30 protein-coding genes and 1 tRNA gene are annotated in these 23,276 nt (G+C 63.8%); 17 read left to right on the top strand and 14 right to left on the bottom strand.

Translation table 11 applies throughout. From position 1 onward, the window contains the following. The first annotated feature begins 150 nt into the window (after window positions 1-150). The 4 genes from NKH03_RS24160 (at window position 151) to NKH03_RS24145 (ending at window position 1,454) form a co-directional block, all read left to right on the top strand. On the top strand, window positions 151-330 hold the full coding sequence (locus NKH03_RS24160) for a DUF3606 domain-containing protein (protein ID WP_024501602.1): 180 nt from the start codon (window positions 151-153) through the stop codon (window positions 328-330). A gap of 110 nt (window positions 331-440) precedes the next feature. Then, a complete protein-coding gene (locus NKH03_RS24155; protein WP_352883054.1) occupies window positions 441-884 on the top strand; it encodes a GFA family protein in 444 nt (147 codons plus the stop codon). Window positions 885-958: 74 nt separating this feature from the next. Further along, window positions 959-1,195 (top strand): DUF982 domain-containing protein, encoded by a 237-nt coding sequence (locus NKH03_RS24150; RefSeq protein WP_352872643.1) that lies wholly within the window; start codon window positions 959-961, stop codon window positions 1,193-1,195. A gap of 13 nt (window positions 1,196-1,208) precedes the next feature. Next, window positions 1,209-1,454, top strand: coding sequence for a DUF982 domain-containing protein (locus tag NKH03_RS24145; protein ID WP_352872642.1), 246 nt, complete (start codon window positions 1,209-1,211; stop codon window positions 1,452-1,454). 114 nt (window positions 1,455-1,568) lie between these two features. Here the strand turns inward: NKH03_RS24145 and NKH03_RS24140 are convergent, their stop codons facing one another. Continuing rightward, complete coding sequence (locus NKH03_RS24140; protein WP_352970978.1) at window positions 1,569-1,877, bottom strand: hypothetical protein; 309 nt, start codon at window positions 1,875-1,877, stop codon at window positions 1,569-1,571. Between the two features lie 148 nt (window positions 1,878-2,025). Between NKH03_RS24140 and NKH03_RS24135 the strand changes: the two genes are divergently transcribed. Then, window positions 2,026-2,952, top strand: a complete 927-nt coding sequence (locus NKH03_RS24135) for an alpha/beta fold hydrolase (RefSeq protein ID WP_352970975.1) — start codon at window positions 2,026-2,028, stop codon at window positions 2,950-2,952. 34 nt (window positions 2,953-2,986) lie between these two features. On the opposite strand, the gene NKH03_RS24130 is transcribed toward NKH03_RS24135, so the two are convergent. Next, window positions 2,987-4,057, bottom strand: coding sequence for a sensor histidine kinase (locus NKH03_RS24130; RefSeq protein ID WP_352970972.1), 1,071 nt, complete (start codon window positions 4,055-4,057; stop codon window positions 2,987-2,989). Between the two features lie 526 nt (window positions 4,058-4,583). On the opposite strand from NKH03_RS24130, the gene NKH03_RS24125 reads away from it, so the two are divergent. The 5 genes from NKH03_RS24125 (at window position 4,584) to NKH03_RS24105 (ending at window position 6,467) form a co-directional block, all read left to right on the top strand. After that, window positions 4,584-4,877, top strand: coding sequence for a hypothetical protein (locus NKH03_RS24125; protein WP_352970970.1), 294 nt, complete (start codon window positions 4,584-4,586; stop codon window positions 4,875-4,877). A gap of 80 nt (window positions 4,878-4,957) precedes the next feature. Beyond that, window positions 4,958-5,031: transfer RNA gene (locus tag NKH03_RS24120), tRNA-Gln, on the top strand. 339 nt (window positions 5,032-5,370) lie between these two features. After that, window positions 5,371-5,559: a hypothetical protein gene (locus NKH03_RS24115; protein WP_352970967.1), complete on the top strand. Its 189-nt coding sequence runs from the start codon at window positions 5,371-5,373 to the stop codon at window positions 5,557-5,559. A gap of 175 nt (window positions 5,560-5,734) precedes the next feature. Further along, window positions 5,735-6,022 (top strand): hypothetical protein, encoded by a 288-nt coding sequence (locus NKH03_RS24110; protein WP_352970964.1) that lies wholly within the window; start codon window positions 5,735-5,737, stop codon window positions 6,020-6,022. Window positions 6,023-6,260: 238 nt separating this feature from the next. Then, window positions 6,261-6,467 carry a hypothetical protein gene (locus NKH03_RS24105; protein WP_352872632.1) on the top strand — a complete coding sequence of 69 codons (207 nt, stop codon included), beginning with the start codon at window positions 6,261-6,263 and terminating at the stop codon, window positions 6,465-6,467. Window positions 6,468-6,502: 35 nt separating this feature from the next. Here NKH03_RS24105 and NKH03_RS24100 read toward each other — a convergent pair whose 3' ends face one another. Next, window positions 6,503-6,742: a hypothetical protein gene (locus NKH03_RS24100; RefSeq protein WP_352872630.1), complete on the bottom strand. Its 240-nt coding sequence runs from the start codon at window positions 6,740-6,742 to the stop codon at window positions 6,503-6,505. 272 nt (window positions 6,743-7,014) lie between these two features. Here NKH03_RS24100 and NKH03_RS24095 point away from each other — a divergent pair, with 272 nt between their 5' ends. Then, window positions 7,015-7,323 (top strand): hypothetical protein, encoded by a 309-nt coding sequence (locus NKH03_RS24095; protein WP_352872629.1) that lies wholly within the window; start codon window positions 7,015-7,017, stop codon window positions 7,321-7,323. A 99-nt stretch (window positions 7,324-7,422) separates the two neighbouring features. Here NKH03_RS24095 and NKH03_RS24090 read toward each other — a convergent pair whose 3' ends face one another. Then, window positions 7,423-8,292 carry an SDR family oxidoreductase gene (locus tag NKH03_RS24090; protein WP_352970961.1) on the bottom strand — a complete coding sequence of 290 codons (870 nt, stop codon included), beginning with the start codon at window positions 8,290-8,292 and terminating at the stop codon, window positions 7,423-7,425. Window positions 8,293-8,396: 104 nt separating this feature from the next. Between NKH03_RS24090 and NKH03_RS24085 the strand changes: the two genes are divergently transcribed. The 4 genes from NKH03_RS24085 (at window position 8,397) to NKH03_RS24070 (ending at window position 11,297) form a co-directional block, all read left to right on the top strand. Beyond that, window positions 8,397-9,290 carry a LysR family transcriptional regulator gene (locus NKH03_RS24085; RefSeq protein ID WP_352883063.1) on the top strand — a complete coding sequence of 298 codons (894 nt, stop codon included), beginning with the start codon at window positions 8,397-8,399 and terminating at the stop codon, window positions 9,288-9,290. Between the two features lie 184 nt (window positions 9,291-9,474). Then, entirely contained in the window at window positions 9,475-9,720 is a 246-nt protein-coding gene (locus NKH03_RS24080) for a DUF982 domain-containing protein (protein ID WP_352883064.1), read from the top strand. Window positions 9,721-9,835: 115 nt separating this feature from the next. Then, window positions 9,836-10,138 carry a DUF982 domain-containing protein gene (locus NKH03_RS24075; protein ID WP_352970957.1) on the top strand — a complete coding sequence of 101 codons (303 nt, stop codon included), beginning with the start codon at window positions 9,836-9,838 and terminating at the stop codon, window positions 10,136-10,138. A gap of 157 nt (window positions 10,139-10,295) precedes the next feature. Next, window positions 10,296-11,297 carry an aldo/keto reductase gene (locus NKH03_RS24070; RefSeq protein WP_352970954.1) on the top strand — a complete coding sequence of 334 codons (1,002 nt, stop codon included), beginning with the start codon at window positions 10,296-10,298 and terminating at the stop codon, window positions 11,295-11,297. A gap of 93 nt (window positions 11,298-11,390) precedes the next feature. Here the strand turns inward: NKH03_RS24070 and NKH03_RS24065 are convergent, their stop codons facing one another. Both NKH03_RS24065 and NKH03_RS24060 read right to left on the bottom strand, forming a co-directional pair. Next, window positions 11,391-13,328, bottom strand: coding sequence for an AI-2E family transporter (locus NKH03_RS24065; RefSeq protein ID WP_352971050.1), 1,938 nt, complete (start codon window positions 13,326-13,328; stop codon window positions 11,391-11,393). A 358-nt stretch (window positions 13,329-13,686) separates the two neighbouring features. Further along, window positions 13,687-14,121, bottom strand: coding sequence for a hypothetical protein (locus NKH03_RS24060; protein WP_352970951.1), 435 nt, complete (start codon window positions 14,119-14,121; stop codon window positions 13,687-13,689). A gap of 317 nt (window positions 14,122-14,438) precedes the next feature. Between NKH03_RS24060 and NKH03_RS24055 the strand changes: the two genes are divergently transcribed. Further along, complete coding sequence (locus NKH03_RS24055; RefSeq protein WP_352970948.1) at window positions 14,439-14,639, top strand: hypothetical protein; 201 nt, start codon at window positions 14,439-14,441, stop codon at window positions 14,637-14,639. A 140-nt stretch (window positions 14,640-14,779) separates the two neighbouring features. On the opposite strand, the gene NKH03_RS24050 is transcribed toward NKH03_RS24055, so the two are convergent. The 8 genes from NKH03_RS24050 to NKH03_RS24015 form a co-directional block, all read right to left on the bottom strand. Then, a complete protein-coding gene (locus NKH03_RS24050; RefSeq protein ID WP_352872620.1) occupies window positions 14,780-15,544 on the bottom strand; it encodes a slipin family protein in 765 nt (254 codons plus the stop codon). After that, complete coding sequence (locus NKH03_RS24045; RefSeq protein ID WP_352872619.1) at window positions 15,541-16,917, bottom strand: NfeD family protein; 1,377 nt, start codon at window positions 16,915-16,917, stop codon at window positions 15,541-15,543. Before NKH03_RS24045 ends, NKH03_RS24050 begins: the two co-directional genes overlap by 4 nt. A gap of 177 nt (window positions 16,918-17,094) precedes the next feature. Further along, a complete protein-coding gene (locus NKH03_RS24040; RefSeq protein WP_352872618.1) occupies window positions 17,095-17,454 on the bottom strand; it encodes an SPW repeat protein in 360 nt (119 codons plus the stop codon). A gap of 154 nt (window positions 17,455-17,608) precedes the next feature. Beyond that, window positions 17,609-18,682: a D-alanine--D-alanine ligase family protein gene (locus NKH03_RS24035; RefSeq protein WP_352970945.1), complete on the bottom strand. Its 1,074-nt coding sequence runs from the start codon at window positions 18,680-18,682 to the stop codon at window positions 17,609-17,611. 25 nt (window positions 18,683-18,707) lie between these two features. Then, on the bottom strand, window positions 18,708-19,352 hold the full coding sequence (locus NKH03_RS24030; protein WP_352872616.1) for a C39 family peptidase: 645 nt from the start codon (window positions 19,350-19,352) through the stop codon (window positions 18,708-18,710). A gap of 73 nt (window positions 19,353-19,425) precedes the next feature. Then, a complete protein-coding gene (locus tag NKH03_RS24025; protein ID WP_352970942.1) occupies window positions 19,426-19,941 on the bottom strand; it encodes a hypothetical protein in 516 nt (171 codons plus the stop codon). 241 nt (window positions 19,942-20,182) lie between these two features. After that, window positions 20,183-20,611: a VOC family protein gene (locus tag NKH03_RS24020; RefSeq protein ID WP_352970939.1), complete on the bottom strand. Its 429-nt coding sequence runs from the start codon at window positions 20,609-20,611 to the stop codon at window positions 20,183-20,185. Window positions 20,612-20,881: 270 nt separating this feature from the next. Next, window positions 20,882-22,081 carry an aminotransferase-like domain-containing protein gene (locus tag NKH03_RS24015; protein ID WP_352883090.1) on the bottom strand — a complete coding sequence of 400 codons (1,200 nt, stop codon included), beginning with the start codon at window positions 22,079-22,081 and terminating at the stop codon, window positions 20,882-20,884. 314 nt (window positions 22,082-22,395) lie between these two features. On the opposite strand from NKH03_RS24015, the gene NKH03_RS24010 reads away from it, so the two are divergent. Continuing rightward, entirely contained in the window at window positions 22,396-22,992 is a 597-nt protein-coding gene (locus NKH03_RS24010) for a DUF922 domain-containing Zn-dependent protease (protein ID WP_352883076.1), read from the top strand. The last annotated feature ends 284 nt before the right edge of the window (window positions 22,993-23,276 follow it).

Genomic DNA, 23,276 nt, shown 5'->3' with positions numbered 1-23,276 from the left:
CTCGGCCTGATACCAGGCGGGTCGGAAACCGCCCGGCCTTATTGTCGTGCTTGTGGAACCCGCGGCGCCGATCTGTGTTATGTCCTGTTGAACGCGGGATCGGGCGCCGACGGCCGCGCGTTTCCCCGACAACAGAAAGCGAGGCCCGAGATGGCTGACGACAAGTCGAAGACGAAACAGGACCGCAAGCTGGTCTCGAGCGAAGAGCCCTACGAGGTCGCTGCCTTTGCCCGCAAATACGGCATTCCGCCAAGCGAGGCGCAGACCATCATCAAACGCTACGGTCCATCGCGCAAGAAGCTCGACGCCCATATGGCGGCCCGCGGCTAAAGCATGGCCGGACGGATCGGGATGGGGCTCGTCTCGGATGAGCCGATGGACGAGCATCTGTCCCGCCCGGCCGGCAGCGCCGCGGGCTGACAGAAACGGAGGTCACGACCATGTCCGACACCATACGCAGGACCGGCAGTTGCCTGTGCGGCGGCGTGCAGTTCTCGGTCATGGGAGCGCCGCTCCGCATTGGGCTTTGCCACTGCAAGGATTGCCGCAAGGCCGGCGGATCGGCCTATTCGGCCTTTGCCATCTGGCCGCGCGAGGCCTTCGAGACCACCGGCCTCATCAGCAGCTACGGCACGCGCAGCTTTTGCCCGACCTGCGGCGGCCGCGTCGCCTGGGTCGACGACAACGAGGCCGAGGTGGCGATCGGCAGCCTCGACATCGCGCCGACCGATCTCGTGCCCGAATATGAATTGTGGACCTCGAGGCGCGAGACCTGGCTGCATGCCTTGCCGGGCACCGAACAGTTCGAGCATGACCGGCCGGCGGCCCAAGACGCCGAAGCGCCGACGCCGAGGGCGCTGTCGGACATCGATGCGGTCGAGTGAAATTTGATTTTGCCGGGCAGGGAACCCACCCCTGCTGGCGGCGTTATCCGGCGCCCCCATGACGGAGACGACCGTTGAACGACAAGATGTTTCCCCGACCCATCCGCCTGAAATTCGCCCCCGAGCGTGAGCGCGTCGTCCGCAGCGCCTGGGAAGGCCTGGAATGTCTCGGCGACTGGCCGGCCGGCCAGGGCCAGCGCTACCGGGCGGCGCTGCGCAGCTGTCGCGATGCATTGGATGGCTGGACGCCGCCGGAAAAGGCGATGTGGGCGATGATCGACGCCGCGCGCGAAGCAAAACTCCTCCAGTAGCGGGAAACAGGACATGTCCGATTTGATGCTGCCCACGCCGATACGGATCAAGCCGCATGGCTCGGACACGATCCGCGACGTCGCCACACTGAAGGATGCCAGCGAAATCCTCATCGACTGGCCGCAGGCAAAACGCGGCCCGTTTTACCAGGCCGCGCGCGAAAAGGTCGAGGCAGCGTTGGAAAGCAATGCCGGTGCCGCCGAGGCGCAGGAGGCGTTCGTTGCACTCTGCAGCCACGCCGGCGTGCTGGTTCGGTAGAGGTGCGTCGAGACTCGGCCGGTCCGACAAGGTCGGTTGATCGAGACCGGGAAACTTGCCACGGCGAAACCGTCGCGGGCCCCCGGCGGGCGAGACTGCCGGCGAGCCCTGCCTCTATTGCTTCGGCGGCTGGGGCGGCACGTCGCCGGGCTTGATCACCGGCGTCTTGCCTTCGTCGGGCGCCGGCGCGGCCATTCCCTGATCCCCCGTGGGGGGCGGTTTCAGCACACCGCCGCAATCGGTGAGCTTCTCCGTCAAATTGCCGCTGTCGGGCTGCTGCCCGGGCTGCTGTTTTGCACCTTGCTCCGTCTGCGCACGGCAATGGTCGGTCGCTGTGCTGTCGTCCTGCTGGTCGGTCTGGGCAGCCGCCGGCGCCGCCAGCGCCAGCATCAGGCCGCATGGTACGATCGCGAGAATTCTCATCCCGGGCCTCCATTCCTTTGATGGCCGCCCGCGGCGGCCTTCCCTTCACAGAGACAACGCATGTCGAGGAAAAAGGTTGGCCGCTTCCCCGCGGGCGCGTGTTGCAACCAAATCCGTTCGCCGGCCGTTGCGCGTGCCGGAGGCGACCATGTTCGATGACTTTCAAAGTGGGGAGATCGACACCGGCGATGCCGTCATATTCTCGCTGCGTGCCGGCAGCGGGCCGCCGCTGCTGTTGCTGCACGGGTTTCCGCAAACGCATCTGATGTGGCGCGACATCGCGCCCATGCTGGCCAGCCGGTTCAGCGTCGTCTGCGCCGATCTGCGCGGCTATGGCGGCAGTTCCTGTCCGGCATCGGCTCCCGATCACGCGCCCTATGCCAAGCGCGCCTTGGCCGCCGACATGGTAGCGCTGATGACAAGGCTCGGCTTCCCAAGCTTCATGGTCGCCGGCCATGATCGCGGCGGGCGTGTCGCCTACCGGATGGCGCTCGATCATCCAGACAGCATCGACAAGCTTGCCGTGCTCGACATCGTGCCCACGGCCGATGCCTGGGATCGGGCCGACGACAGGCTGGCGCTGGGCTACTGGCCATGGTCGTTGCTGGCACAGCCCGAGCCAATGCCGGAAAAGATCCTGGCAGGTGCCGCCGAGGCGATCGTCGACAATGCGCTCAGCGGCTGGGGCTCATCGCCCTCGGTGTTTCCGCCCGAGGTGCGGCGGGCCTACATCGATGCCTTGCGCGCGCCTTCCCACATCCATGCCATCTGCGAGGAATACCGGGCGGCGGCCATGCTCGACCGCGAGCATGACCGTTCGGACAAGGCCACCGGCCGGCGCATCCGCTGCCCGCTGCTGGCGCTGTGGAGCGGCCAGGGCGCTCTCGCGGACTGGTATGCCGGTGAAGGCGGGCCGCTGGCGCTGTGGCGCGGCTGGGCCGATGACGTGCGCGGCCAGGCGATGCCGGGCGGACATTTCTTTCCCGAGGAGAACCCGCCGCAGACCGCCGAGGCGCTGGCAAGTTTCTTCGGGGGCATTTCGCAGCGGTCGGGTTTACCTTCGCCCTCGCTTTGATGGGGCCGAAGCCGCGCCCCGTGCTGAATAGACCTCAAGGGCTGAAAGACGGCTCGGTGTCGGCAGTAGGGATTTCGGCGCCGAGCGGCGGAACGACGATCGATTCCAAAGGCGCCGTCAGCGACCAGCTGAGATGGCCCGGGCCGCGTTCCAGGACCGCCGATCCGTTCAGCGACTGCGGCGCGACCCGCTCCAGGACGACGGTACCGAAACCCTTGCGCGTGCCATCGTCCCGCCGGCTCCCTTCATACACCGGCATCGTCTCGTCCCAGACGAGATGGATTTCCCGCTTTCCCGAAACACCGTTGCCGATCTGCCAGGTGATCTCAAGCCGCCCGGCATCGCCTGCCAGCGCGCCATATTTGGAGGAGTTGGTGCCAAGCTCGTGAAATGCCATGCCGAGATTTTGCACGGCGTTCGGCTGCAGGGTCAAAAGCGGTCCGGAGAGCGATACCTGTTCCTCGCGGCCGAATGGCTTGAGCTGCTCCTGGACCAGGTCGAAGAGGCTGGCACCCGCCCAATCCGAGTTCACCAGCAGGTCGTGCGACCGCGACAGCGCCATGATGCGGGAGCGGATCAGCTCTTCGAACTCGCGCGGATCGGTCGAGCGTTTGCTCGTCTCCCTGATCATCGAGAGGATCACCGCGAACTGGTTCTTGACGCGATGGTTCACCTCGCGCAGCAAAAGCCGGATCCGGCGCTCGCTCTCCCTCGTCGCGGTGATGTCGCGGGCGATCTTCGAAGCGCCGATGATCTCGCCCGATGCGTTCCTGATCGGCGAGATGGTGAGCGAGACGGCAATAAATCCACCATCCTTGCGTCGCCGGATCGTCTCATAGCTGGCCACGACTTCGCCATTGCGAACCCGACCGATGATGTCGGCCTCCTCGTCCCTGAGATGGTCGGGAATGAGCATCAGCACCGATCGGCCGACAGCCTCCCCGGCAGCGTAGCCGAACATGCGCTGAGCCGCTCCGTTCCAACTGGTGATGATACTGTTCAGGTCCTTGCTGATGATGGCGTCGAAGGACGAATCGACGATCGCCGCCAGCCTTGCGTCGGCGGCGATTTCGATCGGGCCATCGATGTTTGCCAATTCCGTCATTGCCCCACCTTCCCCCTATCCGCCTGGCGTCCTGCACCGCTCTCGAAACCATGCGTCAGGCTTGCAGACGGATTTCCGCCGTGCCCTGCAATGCATGGCGGACATTTTGGTTGCAATGGGAAGGCAACATTCCGCATCGCGGCCGAAGCTGCTCGTCGAAACCGGGGCTGGCAGCTCGCCTCGGCCGTTCCAAATTCCGCGAGAGGTCAATCAGGGATGGCCCGTGCGGCCAGGTTCGATACCGGGCTCGTCTGGCGGAGCAACGGACGATGGATTGGCCGAGGCGTCCCTTTGCGGGCAATCCTCGTAGCGGTGTTCGCGGCCGCCACAGAAGGAACAGCACATGGCTTCACGATCCTCGTTTCCGGGCCACCATTGCGGCGTCTCGTGGGGCTTCCGGCCGTCCATCCCCAGCAATGCGCGACGCGCCATTTGGTTGCCCCGCAAAGAAACGGCCAGTTGGCCGTTGCGGAACCACCGGCCGGGATGCGAGTTTCGCGTCATACGTCAGCTCGAGGGAACCGCCATGCCGATGCGCCGAATTGCTTTGATGACGGCAGCGATCCTGCTTGCCGCGACCGGCCTCGCCGAGGCCCGGCCCGACACCCGCACGATGAGCTGCGAGCAGCTCCAGCGGCTGATCCAGAGCCACCGCGCCGTGGTGCTGAGCACCGGCCCCAACACCTATGACCGCTACGTCAGGCAGTTCGGCAACGAATGCGACTGGCCGGAGGTGCCGATGTCGGCCTATGTCCCAACCCGTGACGGCCGCTGCCCGGCCTACCGCTGCGAGGAGCCTGTCAACAACTTCCCGAACTGATGCCGGCCACGCGCCTTTGCTGCGGCACTGCGTTGATCCCGGCGCGCGAACCGGCTACGGGTGTTGGCGCAGTTGCATCTTCCCGCTTCGTCTAATGGTAGGACAGCGCCCTTTGAAGGCGTGAATCGTGGTTCGAGCCCATGAGCGGGAACCAGCAATCAAGCACTTGGCGGGCCTTAACCGCACAAAGCAGACGATCACTTCGAAGCTGCGCGCATGAGACCGCTCCATCCTGCTTATTAGCAGATGCTTGTATTTCTTCTGAAGCAGGATCATCATCAAGCGGTTAGCGACCTGAAGGGGTGACGCGCCATGCAACTGAGTTGCTTTGACCATGTTGGGGGCATCCTTGCATCGACGATGTTCCTCGACATCACGGCGGTTTTCATAATTTTGGCCGCCTTTGCCGCCGTACGGCTGATTGCAATGTCGGGCTCTATCCAACAGCTCCAGACGGTGTAGCCCGCGAGGTGCTTCCCACCTGGAGAGGTATATGGCCGCGAGAAAGGTGATAGCGGTTAAGGACTGGTCTTGCGGCATGAGCGACGAGCTTGGCCGTGTGGTCCTGACCATCAGCCCGACCGAGGGTGAGCCAATCCTGATTTTGATGACAATTTTCCAGGCGGCGAAAATGGCCGGGGAATTGCGATCGCCGAAACGCGTGCCCTTCTCACCTCGGTAACACCACGAAAGAGGCGACAGGAGCACCCTTCGATGGCGTGAACCGTGGTTCGAGCCATGGAACCAAAATCAATCATACACTCCAGTCCGGTTCGGGTCCGCTGACGTTTTTTAGCGACAGCGAAACCAAGGTCGCACGCCCACGTTGAGGCTCGTTCAACATGGGAGCTCAGGCAATGGATCCGGCAAGCGGGGCTGTGATGCTTTTGCTTTCGTGCGGCACCGGCGAGGCCGCCATGTGCAAACCTATGGAAACGGCGCCGGCCCTTTACGCATCCCTCGATCAATGCCGGGCGTCCTTGGCCGGCAGGCTGGCAAGCTCGCCCAACGGCGAGATCGTCGGCCGGTGCCAGCCAATCGACGCGACCGCCACGGCTTCTCTACCGGCGGACTACACTACGGTCGTCGTCACGCGAGGAACAGATGCCGTGACGAGCTATGTCGTGCCACGCGGGGCGAAATGAACGGATAGCACTGAGCCTGCCGACCAGCCTGGCTATTGGCTGACGGTTTGCGAGGCAACGAGGACAAAACTCGCCGGGCAGCCCCAACGCCCTCCCCGGCGAGCCTGTTGCCCCTCTACGATGAACAATGGAGCAATTCCTGCTGTACGAATTCGGGCGCCACTAAGTTGCATCTGTTCCCCGAAACCATTTCGCGGAGCCCGCGTTGACGACCGGGGTCCGACACAGGAGACACCACATGACCGTCAACTGCCGCATATCGATCGACAACCGACCTGAAGCCACCGATGCGATTTTCCAGGCGGTTCCCCGGATTGGCGAAAGCGTTTCCCTGTCGATCGATGGAAATACACAGGATCTGCGGGTATCACGTGTCGTGCATGTGACCAATGGCACGCTGGAGGGTGCCGCTATCATCGTCGAAGTGACGACCAACATTCTCTAGGCCAACATCCAGGCGCCGGATCGCAAAAGTCGCGGTCAACCGCCGTGGTCTGCGGCGCCGTTGCCATCGGAGCTGCGCAGGATGCCGAAATCCTGCGACTTAACCCCTTGCTCCGCCGTCAGGAACCCGTCCGAGGCAAGGCCGCGCCGCAACAGTTCCCTGACCGCGGCCGAGCGGCTCGGCATGCGCTTGTCGTAGCGCCAGTTTTCCAGCGCGGCCAGTTCATCGGCCGTCAGCATGATTTGCAATCGTTCGGGGCGTTCCAATTCAGCCATGGCGCTTTCCTCGCTCAGGACCAAGAATGCGTTGAGTTAGTATTTAACTCACTTGGCTAATAAATAGGATAAGCCTCATAATGCGTCAAGACCCTGCTATGGGTGGTTCGCGCACCAGGCGCATGATGAGGATTCGGCGCTGGCCACGCATTTGCGTAACTCTGCTAACTAATTGATTTATTTAGATAATATTTAATTTGTGGATTGCCATGGCGGAGTCCTTGCCGCATGATGGAATCTGAACAGAAAACCGTTCCCGTTGGGAGGTTTCGATGCGGTATGATTACTCGACGCGCCTGCGCGATGACGTCAGTTCAGCAGTCCTGATGGCATTCAAGACGGCCGGCATCGTCAACATCACGGCGGTGGCGGAACGGGTCAGGGTCAGGAATCTGGCCGAGAACGTCGCCCTCGAGGACGTCGAATACCTCGTCCTGCAGGCAGCCCAACTCATTGGCGTCGCAATCGAATTCGACGGCCTCAGCTCTGTCGACGGCGTCGCTGGGACGTTCGTGGATGGCCAGGCCGGCGACGATGGCGAGCGCGTGATCGATAGACCTCTTCCGGCTTCCCGGCAGTAGGGCAATTTTGGTTGAACACATTGTCCCACGCAAAGGCAGGGCGTCCTCCTCAAGAGGCCGCCCTGTTGTCCATGTTAATGGTCCTTGCGCTTGCTTCCGTCAGGCGGAGGCAGCGACTTGTGAGGCAAAGTCGCGATATGGGCGCAGTGGGCGGCCCAGAAGCGCGGTCAGGCGATCAACGTCGCCAGCCTCGGGCAGCATTCCGTCGGTCAAGAACCGCTCGCCCATCAAGCGCATGTCGTAGGCCATCCAGGCAGGCAAGAACTGCTTGAGGTTTTGCTCGAAGCCCTCTGTATCATCGCCGCCGTAGCTGATCGGACGGGCGAGCACGTCCGACCAGATCGCGGCGATATCCGCCCCGGTCAGCGTCTGCGGACCGACGAGGTTGATCCGCTCGAGCGCGAGCGGCTCCGCGGCCCGTTCGCGGCGCAGCAGCTCAAGGGCGGCGATCTCGGCGATATCACGCACGTCGATCATGGCGAGCCCCTTGCCGCCGATCGGCATCGTGTAGGCGCCGTAGCCGGTGATGGCGGCTTCGATCATCAGATCGTTCTGGATGAAGTAGGCCGGGCGCAAGATCGTAGCCTTGAAGTCCATCTGCTCGATCATTCGCTCGACGCCGAACTTGCCGGCGAAATGCGGCACGTTCGCATAGACGTCGGCGTGGATCACCGAAAGATAGACGATCCGCTCGATGCCAGCCGACCGGGCGACGTTCAGCGCCACCAAAGCCTGCGTGAATTCGTCCGGCACCACGGCGTTCAAAAGGAACAGGGTGGAAATGCCGGACATGGCTTTGCGCAGCGAATCGACGTCGAGAAAGTCGCCCTGCGCGACCGATACGCCCGCCGGGAAGCTGGCTTTCGAGGGATCGCGGACGAGAGCACGGACATCGGCGCCGCGCTGGACGAGGTGTTCGACGACTTGGCGGCCAACATTGCCTGTGGCGCCGGTGACGAGAATGGTCATGGAAATTTCTCCTGTTGGATTGCTTGACACGCCCAATATGTGTGGCTCACTAGCAGTCCAATAGACGGAAATTTTGGACGCAGCGTCCCACTGGTGGAACGATCATGGATCTCCTTGCCTTCGCCGACTTCAACCTCGTTGCCCGCCATGGTGGCTTCGGCAAAGCGGCAAGGGCCACCGGCCGGCCCAAGGCAACGCTGTCTCGGCGCGTCGGAGACTTGGAAAGCAGTCTTGACCTGCGCCTGTTCGAACGAGGTGCGCGCAACCTGAAGCTCACCGAGGAAGGGCGGGCACTTTTCGAGCGGACGGGGCCCTTGCTCGCCGAACTGGACGAGACGGCCGCGGCGATCGCCTCGGGCGGTCAGAGACCCAAGGGCAGATTAAGGATCAGCGCACCTCTCCATTTTTCTCAGACCGCGATGGGGAGGATCGCCGCGGGGTTTACCCTCAAACATCCGGAGGTAAGGCTTGAGGTCACGACGGAGGACCGGCCTGTCGACATGATCGAGGAAGGCTACGACCTGGTGATCCGGGTCAATCCGGATCCCGACGAAAGCCTGGTCGGACGGGCGTTTCTCCGCGACCGCCTGGTCGTTGTGGCGAGCCCACACCTTCCTCGCACGACCGGTGGACGGGCCGCTCCTGGCGTTGCGCGTGGCACAGGCGAACGGCAAACATGGCACGTGAAGACACAAGGTGGCCGGTCGACGATTACGATCGAACCTGTCCTCGCTTTGTCAACGCTGATCATGGTGCGGGATGCGGTGCGAGCCGGCGTCGGTGTTGGACGTCTCCCAATTTCGCTGGTGAGCCACGACTTGGCTGACGGCACACTGGTGAATTGGGGGGACATCGACGGCCCCGAGATCGCTCTCTGGACGCTCTACCCATCTCGGCGGCTGCTCAGCGCACGCGTGTCGGCGTTCCTGGACTTTCTGAAACAGGCCTTTCCAAATGGGACGCCGGACGAACTGGCCGCCTATATTGGCAGGTGGTGACTGAAGCCGCTTTCGCCGGCAACAGTCGGGGCGACGGAACACAAGCCGAAGGCGAACAAACCGGGTGTCGATGCGGATGGTCGTTGGAGAACGGATGTTTCGGACTCTCACGGCAGAGTGATTGGCACCGACGAAACCTTGGGCCGCCAAAGGCGTTTATCGCTTCAGGCCTGTCGAGGTTCCAATGCAGACTGCATGGTTTTCCAAACCCGTGGCGGTGTCGGTCGGTGTCACCGGTTCCATCCACCATTTGTCCAATACACAGCAAGCCATCGAATTGCTCACGACACATTGGCGTGACGCCGGCAGCCCAAAACATCAATCGGCGTTGCGCGCCTGCCGCCGGGCGACGAGTGGTGACGTGTCCTCCGACATCGCCCGGGAGGCTTTCGTCGAGGCCGCCCGCGAGGCGCATATCCTGATCGAGTAGTCTGGCCGCCCGTGTCTATTCTTGACACGGAAACCCGCCCCTCGCATATTTTGCGATAGCCGGAGCCAGCGTTGCCGGCCAGTTCAAAGCATCGTTCAAGCGATTGGAGGAAGTGATGAACGACAGGCGTTTCAACCACCCCGTTTTCGTCAAGGACGGTCAGATGATCGTCCAGGAAATCACCTGCCTCGACGAGGCCCTCGACTTTCTCGACGAATGGCCGAGCAACCGCCGCGGCCCAATCTTCGATACCGCCCGGCGCGCCTGCCATCGCGCCTTTGACGGGCTGTTGCCGCCGTCGGTTGCCCGGGAAGCCTTCGCCGGCTGGGCAAGATCGGCGCGCATCCTGGAGGATATCTCGAGCGTCCTGCCCTGGATGACCGGGCAGCGATCCGGGCGTGGCGGTATTTCGGCCTGAGCGGCTGGTTTCAGGAATATCGCCCGGCGAACCGATTGTCGGAGGCGCCGGGATAGGCAGCGTGACTCATGGCCGGCGATTGTGGCAGCCAGCCCGCCTTTTGAGAATGGAGCGGACGCGCCTATAGTCGTGGCGAGCTGCACCGGAGAGCGCACCAATGACCCTGAAAACACGCAAGCTCGGCAGTCAGGGGCTGCAGGTCTCTGCCATCGGCCTCGGCTGCATGGGCATGAGCCAATCCTATGGCCCGGCCGATGAGGCCCAATCCATCGCAACGCTGCACCGCGCCATCGAGCTCGGCTGCACCTTCCTCGACACCGCCGAGGTCTATGGCCCCTACACCAACGAGGCCCTGCTCGGCCGGGCGTTGAAGGGCAAGCGCGACCAGGTGACGATCGCCACCAAATTCGGCTTCCGCATAGAAAACGGCAAGCAGGTCGGAACCGATAGCCGGCCCGGGCACATCCGCGAGGCCGTGGAAGCCTCGCTCGGCCGACTCGCCACCGACCATATCGACCTCATCTACCAGCACCGCGTCGACCCGGCGGTGCCGATGGAGGATGTCGCGGGCGCCGTTGGTGAACTGGTCGCGCAAGGCAAGGTGCGCTTCTTCGGCCTGTCCGAGGCGGGTGTGGCCAACATCCGCCGGGCGCATGCCGTGCATCCGGTGTCGGCGGTGCAGAGCGAGTACTCGCTGTGGGAGCGCAATCTGGAGCCGGAGATCATCCCGCTGCTGGGTGAACTCGGCATCGGCCTGGTGCCGTTCTCGCCGCTCGGCCGCGGTTTTCTCACCGGCGAGGTCAAGCGCGCGGAGGACTATGCCGAGGGCGACTACCGCCGCAACGATCCGCGCTACCAGGGCGAAAACTACGACGCCAATGTCGAGGCGGCGGCCAAGGTGCGCGACATCGCGGCTGCCCGGGGCGTCAAGCCCGGCCAGGTCGCGCTGGCCTGGCTGCTGCGGAAGGGCAGCGGTTTCGACATCGACATCGTGCCGATCCCCGGCACCAAGCGGATCAGATATCTGGAGGAGAACGTCGCCGCCGAATCCCTGAAACTCGACGCCACCGAAACGGCCGCGCTCGACGACGCCCTGGCGCCCGGGAAAATCGCTGGCCCGCGCTACACCGAGCGCGGCATGGCGATGGTCGATCGGTAGAGCGGGCGATCCCGAAACGGGAGCAGGATGCTTGCTCTGTCGCCATCGGAGCCGGGCTTGCCGGACCCATTGCCGAACGAGGCGACGGCGACCCTAGCTCGCCGCCGCTGCCGGCACCTTCCTGGGCGCTGCCCGCTGCCGGCGCATGCGGCGTTTGGCGATGACCTTGAGGGCAACCGGCGGCTCGTTTGACAGTGCGCCCAGTACGGCATCCACCATGCCGTGCGCCACGAAATCCGCGTTGATGTCCTGGGCCAGCCTGGCGGCCGTTTCCTTGTCCTCGGTGCCGGTCTCCGACCAGAACACGATTCCCACCCGAAGTGCGGCCTTCGCGCGCTTCAGCCGCCGAACCAGAAAGCGGGCGTGCTTGACGGAATCGCGGTTCAGGAAGCCGACCACGACGGTGTCGATGGTTTCGAGCTCGATGCGGCGGATGTTGGCGGGTTCCATCTCGGCAAAGCCGGCCCTTGCGACTGTCGCGCCCTGGACCTCCAGCACCTGCGCCAGTATCGCGGCAGTGGCATCGTCGAGTTCGCCGCGCCCGCCGGCGCAAAGCACCGATATGCCGGTGCCATCGGGCAGATCGGTCTCGTTCTCGCCGGCGGCATCGCCATGGTCGCCCGCCTCCCCGGCCACGTGCGGGTCCTCCTCCTCCTCGCCTGCCTCCTCCTGTGCGCTGTCGTCGAGATTGGCCACCAGCGTCAGGGCGCTGGCCGCCACCTGCCGCCGTTGCAGGTCGCCCATGACGCCGCGCACACGGTCGCGCTCGCCCAGCAGGAGCGCCGGAATGGCGACCTTGTCGTAGAATTCGACGAGATATTTCTCCTCCAGCATCTCCTCGGCGTGGTCGGTGGCTTCTTCCGGATCTCCGGCCAGCAGCCGCTGGTATAGTCGCGCATGGGGTTCGAGCACCGGCTCGTTGCCGAACAGCACGTCGAGGAATTCAAACTGCGGCACGTGCCTGCCCAGCACCACCAGGCAGACGGTGAGCGGCGTCGACAGGATCAGCCCGAGCGGTCCCCAGAGCCACGTCCAGAAGATCGCCGCGACGATGATCGCCAGCGGCGACAGTCCCGTTCGCGAACCGTAAAGCCAGGGTTCGATGACATTGCCGGTTATCAGTTCCATCACCACGAACAGGGCTGCCGTCCACAGCACGAGCGACCAGCCCGGCGCTACGGCCAGCGCCAGGAACAGCGGCAGCAGCATGCCTATGGCCGGGCCGATATAGGGAACGAAACGCAGCGCCAGCGCCAGCAGTCCCCACAGCAGGGCATTGGGAATGCCGAGGATCCAGAGCCCGATCGCGATCGGTATCGCGTAGACGATGTTGACCACCAATTGCATCAGCAGGTAGAGGCCCACCCGCTTGCCGGCATCCTGAAGTGCCTCCGTGGTGCGGTGGAGGTCGCCGTAACCGACAAGCCTGATGAAGCGGTCGCGCAAGTCCTCGCGTTCGAGCAGCATGAAGATGACGACGACGATGATCAGCCCGGCCGATCCGAGCGGGCTGATCAGCGGGCCGACTATGTTCTGCAGGACTTCGAGCGGCCTTTCGCGCGAGACGATCTCGACGGGCACCGGCTCGCGCGGCGGCTTTTCCGGGGTGACGGCCTGCAGCGTAGCGTCCTGCCGGTCGATTTCCTGGCCGACACGCTCGACCACCTGGCTCAATCTGGCAAGGATTCCTCCCCCGACCCCGGTTTCCTTGAGCGAACGGATCTTGGTCAGGATGTTGGTCTGGTAGACCGGGATGTTCTGCGCCAGTTCGCTGACCTGCGTGGCGACGATGAAGGAGAACAGGCCAAGCGCCGCGAAAGCGCCCAGCACGCTGGCGACGACAGCCGCAATCCGGGGTATGCCGACCTTTTTGAGCGCCGCGACAAGCGGCGCGAGCGCGAAGGTGATCAGCAGCGCGATCGCGATCGGCAGGAAGACCTCGCGCCCGAAATACAGCGCCGCCACCGTCGTGACGGTGGTTGCCACATTGGGCAATACGGTTCGAGGGTGAGGCGCGGCAGCCGAAAACATGTCCTCCGACCCATGAGCCGGAGACGCCGTGCCGTTTCGACGATTGGCCACTCGATGTCTCCCCCGCCAACCGTCATGATCTGATATATTGAGCCGGCATGCAACTTTGTCAGCGTTCCCGTGCCTGCGCCGGGATGGCGAGATCGAATGCTGTTTGTCGGCGTTCCGAATGTTCGACGCGATGAGATCGGCTCGCTCGACATCGTGTTCGGCGAGCGGCCGCTGCTAGCAGACAAGCGGCGTCATCCAGCACAATCGATACGGGGCGGACAGACCCGCTGCCGCCTCATCGATCTTCAAGCATTCGTTCAGCCGAACTCGACGTCGTGCGCGATGTTCGCCAGCCGGGCATCGGCCTTCAGTGCAGAAACGCTCCTCGCAGCCACGCGAGGAAACCGGATCTCGCCGACATTGCCGCGCGGACACGGGATGCGGCCCATCGTGCCGTCATCGTGGCGCCGACATGGCAGTGGCAGACGATTCCGTGGAGCTGCCAATCGGTCAGCTCGAAGAAGCGCTTGGCCTCACCGTAGGTATCCTCCTTCAAGCCCAGCGCGCGAAAGATCGGATCTTCGAAAGCAACTGTGATTGGTGATCCCGCGGAACGCATTCTTTCGCGCACCTCCACGGATTGGTACTCGGTCCCCGTCAGCGCCCCTAGGCACCTGTTGGGATTTTGCTCCAGAAGCTGCGCCCAGCGTTCGAGGCGTTCGCCTCGGGTCGCGACAAGATAGGTTGCCTCGGCGTGGACGTCGGCAACGGCATTCAGTTGGTCAACGGTTTGATGCTTCACGGACGCCTCCTATTCAGTGGCTGAATTCGCTCCAGCCTTGAATGGAATTATGGCGCTCCGTGAGGTCGGCAAGACCCGGAAATGCACGGTAGGACGATTCATTTTTGACGACCTGGCTCCATTCCGCGGCACGGCTCGCGAGAGCGCGTCCGGGTCGTGACCGAAACCGCACCGGAACCATCCGCAAGCACGACCGTTCTGCCCGCATCAGCCCTGGTCGAGACGCCGTCAAAGACGCTGAGGACACCTGGATGTCGGGTTGGTCGACATCCCCCCGGATTTCGACCACCCACCAAGCCCCACGCAGGAGTTATTTCATGGCCATTCTGCCTAACCCCGACCCAACGCCTGTTCCAGTACCCACGCCGCCGCCGCTTCCCGAACCGAAGCCCATGCGCGAGCCGGATCCGGACAGGCTTCCGGATGAAGACCCGGTCCCCAATCCGGATGAAAACGACGTGCCGCCCAAGCGCATGGCCCCGGTGCCTGGAAGGAGCATTGAGCACCGTTCCAGATAGACGCCGCGGATGAAGTCGGTGTAGCGCAGCGTCACGCCAGCGATCTCGGCGGTGCGGGCAATGGGCTGTGCGCCAGGGTTATCGCAGCACGGTCGGAGAACCCGAAGCCGGCGATGCGGCTGCTCGGCGCCCTAGCCGGTTCACTTGGCGCCGTCCGGCTTTTTGTTGAAGATCGTGAGCAGGTCCACCGGCAGCGGAAACACCACTGTCGACGAGCGCTCGCCCGCGATGTCGTGCAGGGCCTCGAAATAGCGCAGCTGCATGGCTTGCGGCTCGGCGGCCAGCATCTTGCCGGCCTCGACCAGCTTTGCCGCCGCCTGCTGCTCGCCATCGGCATTGATCACCTTGGCACGCCGCAGCCGCTCGGCTTCGGCCTGCTTGGCGATGGCGCGGACCATGCTTTCGTTGAGATCGACATGCTTGATCTCGACATTGGAGACCTTGATACCCCAGGCATCGGTGCGCTGGTCGAGAATCTCCTGGATGTCGCTGTTGAGCTTGTCGCGCTCGGCCAGCATCTCGTCGAGCTCGTGCTTGCCGAGCACCGAGCGCAGCGTGGTCTGCGCAAGCTGGTTGGTGGCGGCCATGAAATCCTCGACCTGGATGATTGCCCGCTCGGCGTCGACGATGCGGAAATAGAGCACGGCGTTGACCTTCACCGAGACGTTGTCGCGCGAGATCACGTCCTGCGGCGGCACGTCCTGCACCACCACGCGCAGGTCGACCCGCACCATCTGCTGGACGAAGGGAACGAGGAGGATGAGGCCGGGGCCCTTCACCCCGGTGAAGCGGCCGAGCGTGAAGACCACGCCGCGCTGATATTCCCGCAGGATGCGAATGGTCGCGGAGAGGAACATCAGCACGAGGAGGGCGAGTATCAGATAGGCCACATAACCGATGATCATTGCCTTGCTCCATTGTTCCTGCGCCGGACCGTCAGCATGAGACCCCTGACATCGGCCACCTCGACGCTGTCGCCAGGGGCGAGCGGTTCGTCGGCTTTCGCCCGCCAGCGCTCACCCTGGGCCAGCACATGGCCCTCGCGTCCCGACCAGTCGAGTATCTTGGCCGGCAGTCCGTGCATGGCCTGCGCGCCGACACGCGGCAGGCGCTTGCGTGCCGCCCACAGATAGCTGCCGGCCAGCAGCGCCAGGCCAAGCGTCAGCGCGGCGGCGGTGCCGATGACCGCCCATGACATCTCGAAGCCGGGACCCTCGACCTTGAGCAGCATGGCGGCGCCGAGCAGGAAGGCGGCCACGCCGCCAAGCCCAAGCACCACGGTCGGATTGAAGGCCTCGATGACGAGGAAGGCGAGGCCAAGCAGCATCAGGGCAAGGCCGGCATAGCTGATCGGCAACAGGTTGAGGGCATAGAGCCCGAGCAGAAGGCAGATGGTGCCGATCACGCCGGGTGCCACCGCGCCGGGGCTGGTGAATTCGAAGACGAGGCCGTAGAAGCCGGCCAGCATCAGGATGACGGCGATGTTGGGATCGGTGATGACGGCGAGAAGCCGGATCAGCCAGCCGGGCTCCAGCGTCTCGACCGGGAGGCCCTTGGTCGCCAGCACCTGTTTCTTGCCAGCCACCTCGACCATGCGGCCGTCGGCAAGCTGCAGCAGTTCGGCCGTGTCATGGGCGACGAGGTCGACGACATGTGCCTGAAGCGCCGCGTTGGCGGAAAGGCTGGCCGCCTCGCGCACGGCCTTTTCACCCCAGTCGGCATTGCGCCCGCGCAATTCGGCGAGCGAGCGGATCAAGGCAACCGCGTCGTTCGTCATCTTGGTCATCATCGCGTCGCCCGCCGGCGGTCCGGTGGCGTCCTTCTGGTCGCCCTTGTTCTGGTCGCCGCCACCGGGAAGAGACGGCAGCCCGCCAAGCTCGACCGGTGTGGCGGCGCCCAGATTGGTGCCGGGCGCCATCGCCGCGACATGGGTCGCATAGAGGATGTAGGTTCCGGCACTTGCCGCATGCGCCCCGGCGGGCGCGACATAGCCGATGACGGGAACGGGCGAGGCAAGGATATCGGCGATCATCTCGCGCATCGAGGTGACCAGCCCGCCTGGTGTGTCGATCTCGAGGATGAGAACCTCGGCGTGCCGCTCGGTGGCGTTCGCCAACGCTTCCTTGAGCTGCCTTGCGCTCGCCGGGCCGATGGCGCCGTCCATCTCGACGCGCAACGCCACCCTCTCCGCCGCCTCCCCGGTTACCAAGGAAGAGGGACTGGCGACCGCGGCGGCCATGAGGGCCGCGGCAACAACCGCCATCCGCGCGAGGTTCACGCTCAAAACTCCCCGGGCGGGATATGGGGCCCGATCCCACCGAAATCCATGGCGCGGTACAGACTGCAAGCCGACGAACCCGGCTCCGCGCGGCCTGGACGGCAAACGCATGGGGCGCATAAATTCAAATCCGGAGGAGCCCGCCGCTCGCGCGCCGGACCCCCACCCTTTTACCGGTCACGCATGCGCGTGCGGATGACGGAAGTCCCAGACGGCCCAACCTGATACGGCAACCACCAGCACGCCGAGACCGACGTGGGTGGCCATCGCGTACCCGTTCGCCATGAAGTCGAGAAACCAGGGCGAAACGATCAGCCAGAGCCCGAGAACGACACTGACCCATTCCTCCCACTCGGCGAATGCGGCAAGCGTCGCCAAAGCCATGACGCCCAGCACGACGCCAACAATCCAGGCGTTCCATGCGGGAGCGGTTTCAGCAGCGAAGCCGATTATCCAAGGTGAGATGAACAGGCAGATGGCAAGGACCAGATTAAGCCAGTCCTGGCTCTTCTTTCCTTCCATCAGTGTATTAGCCATGACAACCTCCACAGATGAAGCTTGACCAAAGCGTTAAGTTCGCGTGCAACGCACGCTCAATGATTGATGTAACTACGCTTCACATGGCCTTCAAGACCTGGCCAGAGACGGCCCCGGCAAGGCGTAGACCGCGCCACTCCGCTCCCGAACGGGATCAACGCGCCGCATGCCTTGCCAGCGCATGCTCGATCAGCACGTCGATGATCTGGCTGTAGCCAATGCCTGATGCCGCCAGCGCCTTGGCGTACATCGAGATGTCGGTGAAACCGGGAATGGTGTTGACCTCGTTGACCAGCAGGCTGCCGTCGGCGCGCAGGAAGAAGTCGACGCGCGCCATGGCTTCACAGCCGAGCGCCTGAAAAGCCTGCCGCGCGATCTCTCTCGCTTTGTCGGCAACCGAGGCCGGGACATCGGCGGGCACCTTGACCACCGCGCCGTCGGCATCGAGATATTTGGCCTCATAAGTGTAGAAGCCATGCTTGCCGGCCGGAATGATCTCGCCGGGCAGCGACATCGTCAGCGTGCCGTCGGCCCGCTCCAGCACCGAGAACTCGATCTCGCGGCCTTCGACGAACTCCTCCACCAAAACCTTGCTGTCATGCCGGAAAGCCGCCTCGACGGCCGCGGTGAAGCTGGCGCTGTCGGTTGCCTTGCTGACCCCGAAGGACGAGCCCTGGCGCGCCGGCTTGACGAACACCGGCAGGCCAAGCTTGGCCGCGACTTCCGTAAAGACCACCGACTCGCCGCGCCGCAAGGTCAGCGAGCGGGCGACGGCAAGGCCGGCCTCGCGCATCAGCCGCTTGGCAATCTCCTTGTCCATGGCGGCCGCCGAAGCGAGGATGCCGCAGCCGACAAAGGCGACATCGGCGACTTCGGCATAGCCCTGCACCGACCCATCCTCGCCGAACGGTCCGTGCAGCACGGGAAAGACGACGTCGACCGGAGGCAGGTCGGGCTGCGTTCCATCCCGCGATACGGCGACCAGCCTGCCCTTGCCGCCGGGCAAAAGCGCGACCTCGATGCCGTCCTCGGATGCCGGAGCCCCTGCCCCGTCGCCGGCGGCCGACTGTTGCAGCAGCCACCTGCCGCTGCGGAAAACGGCGATCGGCACGATGTCGTAGCGCGTCCGGTCGATCGCCTTCAGCACATTGGCGGCCGAAAGGCGCGACACGTCATGCTCGGCCGAACGTCCGCCATAGAGGATGGCAACCCTTGTCTTGGCGGTCATCGAAATCCCTCAACTCTCAAAAAGTTCAAATGGCGACGGCAATGCCACGATTGGCAAAGAAGCGATCGAAATCGGCTGGCGCCAACACTGCGTTTGCCTGTGTGGCGCTGGTATGGCCGGACGGATTGTGGAAGCGGAAATCCTTGGCGGAAGCCGCCGTGACCAGCACCAGATGCCCGCCCTTCGATGGCGGCTCGCGCTCGGGCCAGCGGATAGAGCTGCTGACCGACGCGATGAAGAAACGCGATCGCGAAAGGATCGCCGGAATGTCCCCTGTCGCGACATTGGTCATCACCTCGGCGCGCAGGCCGAAGACCTCATCCACGAAGCTGACGAAGGGCGCGTAGATCAGCCCCTTGATCGATCCCTCGTTGACGACATAGCCACCATATCCAGTGCATTGCCTGGCGAGTTCGATCGTTGGCACGATCTCGCCGCGCGTCGCCAGGATCATCTTCAGGCAGGCCATGCCGCAGATGTTGGCGGCCCAGGCCGCGTATTCGTCCAGCGTTTTCGCTCCCGACCCCTGCCACAGCGGATCGCGCCGCAGCGCCACTTCGGCGCCATCGGCGAGCACGTCCTTGGTCATGTCCGGCGTTTCCCACTGGCTGAAAAACGGCACGGTTTCAGGCAGTGGACTCACGCGGTCTCCTCGGGCGGCTGGTTCCATCTCGAATACGAGGATACGAGATGGATGAAAAGCCGCTTGGGCCTGTTTCGCTCTACGAGCCGCGCGGCGTCGTTTACTCGGCCTTGGTCCAGCCGAAAACCAGCCAGGCATATTTGGATCTTTCGTCGGATTCGGCGGTGTAGGTCATCTGCATGTCGCCGTCCTTGGCGTAGATATCCAGCCTGGGCGCCGTATCCAGCTTGAGCCACGCCGAACTGTTGCTGAAGGACCAGGTCCCGCACCAGACGCAGGCCCCCGACGTTGGATCCCCGGGCTGATGGAAATTGTAGCGGCCGTCCGCCGTGATCTCCAGATAGTCGAAGGCGCCGTAAAACGCGGTCACCGTCTGCTGGAACTCATTGGCGTCCGCCTCTTGTTCCGGCGTGGGCGCATTCTTCATGTCGCGCGGCGACCGGATGGCTCCACCGTTCAGTTTCCATTTGCCGATAAAATCCTTCTGGGTCGGAAGATATTCCTCCTGAGCCTGCGCCGACTGGATATGAGCAACGGATAATATACCGCCCAGACCCATACCCCCGGTCACCAATAGAAGTGCGGCGGCATGGAGCGTCCTTGTTGAGTTTTGCATAAAAAATAGTCTCCACGATGGGTAAGGGGAGTTTTATTCAAAGGTTTGTGGCGCGCGTTGCTTCGATGCCGATTCCCGCCCGCCATTTGCACGGTTAGCATCGGAGCCACCAAATTGGCAACGCAAGGCGGCATCTCTCCAGCATCGCCCATGGCACCGCGGTCCGGCACCAACTCGGATGAGCACCGAAGCGCCCAAAGCCGTCGCTTGCGGACTGGATTCAGGTGAATATCGGCACAGCCTAGAAGGTGATCTTCACCGAAGCGGTGCTGCGCGTGTGGGGACCGTGATGAACGGCCTCGATGTTATTGCCGTCCGGATCGAGCAGGAAGGCGGCGTAATAGCCGGGGTGATAGGGCCGTTCCCCCGGCGCGCCATTGTCCGTGCCGCCGCCGGCGAGCCCGGCCTTGTAGAAGGCCTCGACCATGGCGTGGTCCTTCGCCTGGAACGCAAGATGATGGCGGCCGGTGAGTTTTCCCAACGCCGCCCGGCTGTCGGCGCTGGAGATGAACAGTTCATCGGCCCAGAAATAACCCTCGCCGGCACCACCGATCGGAACATCGAGCACCCGGAAGATCGCCTCGTAGAAACGTCGGCTGGCCGGGAGATCCCTGACCACCAACTGGATATGGTCGATGAGCCGGCCGCGATGCAATTCCTGGGTTTCCATGAAAACTCCTCCTCGTGAGGCTTTCGAATTTAGGTTCGGACAAGACGCCGTCAATGTGGACGCGTTACCGTCACCCGCCGCAAGTCCACTGATCCACCTTTCAAACAAAAAGCCCGTCAAACAAAAAGCCCGCCGGGAGGGGGATCCGGCGGGCCTTTGGAAAGCCGACACAAGAGGCTTTCCACTGTCTGCGGGGGTCAGACATGGTGAGAACTCCGATTTACCACAGAGGTTCCACCGGAACGAAAAAAGCCCGCCGGCGGCGGAAGCCTATTCCTTCAGGATGGCCGCCAGCCTTGGGATGCCCTCACTCACCGCGCGCCGGTCGGCGAGCGTGAAGGACAGCCGCAGCGTGTTGCGCCCGGTGCCGTCGGCGAAGAACGCGTTGCCGGGCACGAAGGCGACGCGCGCCTCCTCGACCGATCGCGCCAGCAACGCGGTGGCGTCGGACCCTTCGGGCAGCGTCATCCAGACGAACATACCGCCTTCCGGACGGCTCCAGGTCACGCCTTCAGGCATGTGGGCTTCAAGTGCCGCGAGCAGCCCGTCGCGGCGCTCGCGATAGGCACCGATGAGTTTTTCGACCTGGCCGTCGAACACGGCCTCGGCGACGCGGTGCATCACCACCTGGTTGATCGACGGGCTGTGCAGGTCCGAGGCCTGCTTCATCAGCACCAGCTTCTCGACGATATGGCGCGGCGCGCACACCCAGCCGACACGCATGCCCGGCGACAGGATCTTCGAGAACGAGCCGCAATAGAGCGTACGCGCCTTGTCGATGCCGCCGGAGCGCGCGCAGTCGAGCGCCAGGATCGGCGGCTCGCCTTCGCCGTCATAGCGCAGCGCGCGATAGGCGGCATCCTCGATGACGGCGATGTCGAGTTCGCCGGCAAGGTCGAGCACCGCCTCGCGCTGCTTTCGGTTCAGCGTGTTGCCGGTCGGGTTGGCGAAATCCGGCACCAGATAGGCGAACTTGGCCTTGCCGCCGTTCGCGGCGGCCGCCGCGCGATAGGCGTCGGGCGTCATGTTGCCGCCGGCCGGGGTCAGCCGGTCGTAGCGCGGCTCATAGGCGTTGAAGGCCTGCAGCGCGCCGAGATAGGTCGGCCAGGTCACCAAGGCCGTATCGCCCGGCGAGAGGAACAGTTTGCCGAGATAATCCAGCGCCTGCTGCGAGCCGGAGGTGATGAAGATGTTGGCTTCGTCGCAGGCAACGCCGAGCTTGCCCATCTGCCCGGCGAGCCAGCGCCGCAACGGCGGATAGCCTTCCGAGACCTGGTATTGCAGCGCCGCTCCCGCCTCCGAGCCACCCAGCACATCGGCATAGGCATCGCGGATCGCCTCGGCCGGAAACAGCGCCGGATCGGGAATGCCGCCGGCAAACGAGATGATGTCGGGCTGGTCGAGCAGCTTCAGCAGTTCACGGATTTCGGACGCCTTCATCCGCGACGAGCGCGAAGCCAACAGGTTCATCAAAGTCACGACACGCCTCCCGGACGCTGCAATATAGGTCAACTTGGCTGACCTATATCCTCTATTGTCCCCCAATTGAAGTGTGCCTGAAAGATTTCCCGCATGCGCCAGCCGCTGGCGCTCCGGAACCGCGCAGGGCATCACAAGGCTTTCTTGTAACCGAGATGGCTGCCGGCCACCGCACCCGCCATGATGAGATATTTCATGACTTCCCCCTCGCACATTTGCCGCCGCACCCGCCGGCATTCTATAGGAAAAGCCATCCGGTGGCATCGCCTGTTGCGGCGTCCGGCCCGATTGTGCGGAGAGCGGTGTTGAAAACCTGTGTTCGTCTGTGTCTGCTGCTGGTCGCCCTGCTGGCCTCACCGCTGGCCGCCCATGCCGACTGGAAGCCGGTCGAGAAGGTCGAGACGTACGCCATATCGGGCCAGTCCGGGCCGGAACTCTACCGCTCGATCGGCGACAACGGTCCAAAGCTCGGCATCACCCGCGCCATCGCCCACACCAATTTCAAGCTGACCTGGACCCGGGATTACCAAGCACGGGCCGGCGCCTGCGTGCTGGCGACGGCACGGCCGAAGCTCATCATCACCTACACCTTGCCAAGCCCCTCGGCGCCGCTGCCGCCGGCCATCCAGAAGAACTGGGAGGTTTTCATCGCCGGTGTCAGCGCGCACGAGAAGGTGCATGGCGCTGATATCATCGACATGGTGCGCAAGATCGAGGCGGCGACCGTCGGCCTCAGCGTTGCCGACGATCCCAAATGCAGCAAGATCCGCACCGAGATGACCAGACGCCTGTCCGCCTTGTCACAAGCGCAGCGGCAGGCGAGCCGCGATTTCGACCGCGTCGAGTTCGGTCAGGGCGGCAACCTGCAAAAGCTCATTCTTGCTTTGGTGAATGGCGGCTGACGCGCGTGACCAAGGTGTTGCCAGCGAATTGAACCCTCGCTGTCGGGCTGCCGGCCGCCAAGATCCTCCATTTCGAGGAATGATCGAAAGGCGCAACCGTGGCCTGGGCTTTCTGGCCGACGTCTTTTGCTCTACGAAAGCCCCCTCTCCGGGCGCGTGGCGGGCCCCCAAACCCCCCTACGGGGGGGGGAGGGCCACAAATAGGAAACCCGCGGCGCCCCCACACCCCCCCCCGATCGGGCCGAACACCCAACCCACAAACCCCACCAGGGAAAAAAAATAGT

Origin of the sequence: Mesorhizobium sp. M1406 (assembly GCF_040317555.1) — a bacterium.
In the GTDB taxonomy this organism is placed as follows: Bacteria; Pseudomonadota; Alphaproteobacteria; order Rhizobiales; family Rhizobiaceae; genus Mesorhizobium.
Note: the sequence above shows the minus strand (reverse complement) of the source record. Positions and strands in the feature narration are given on the sequence as shown.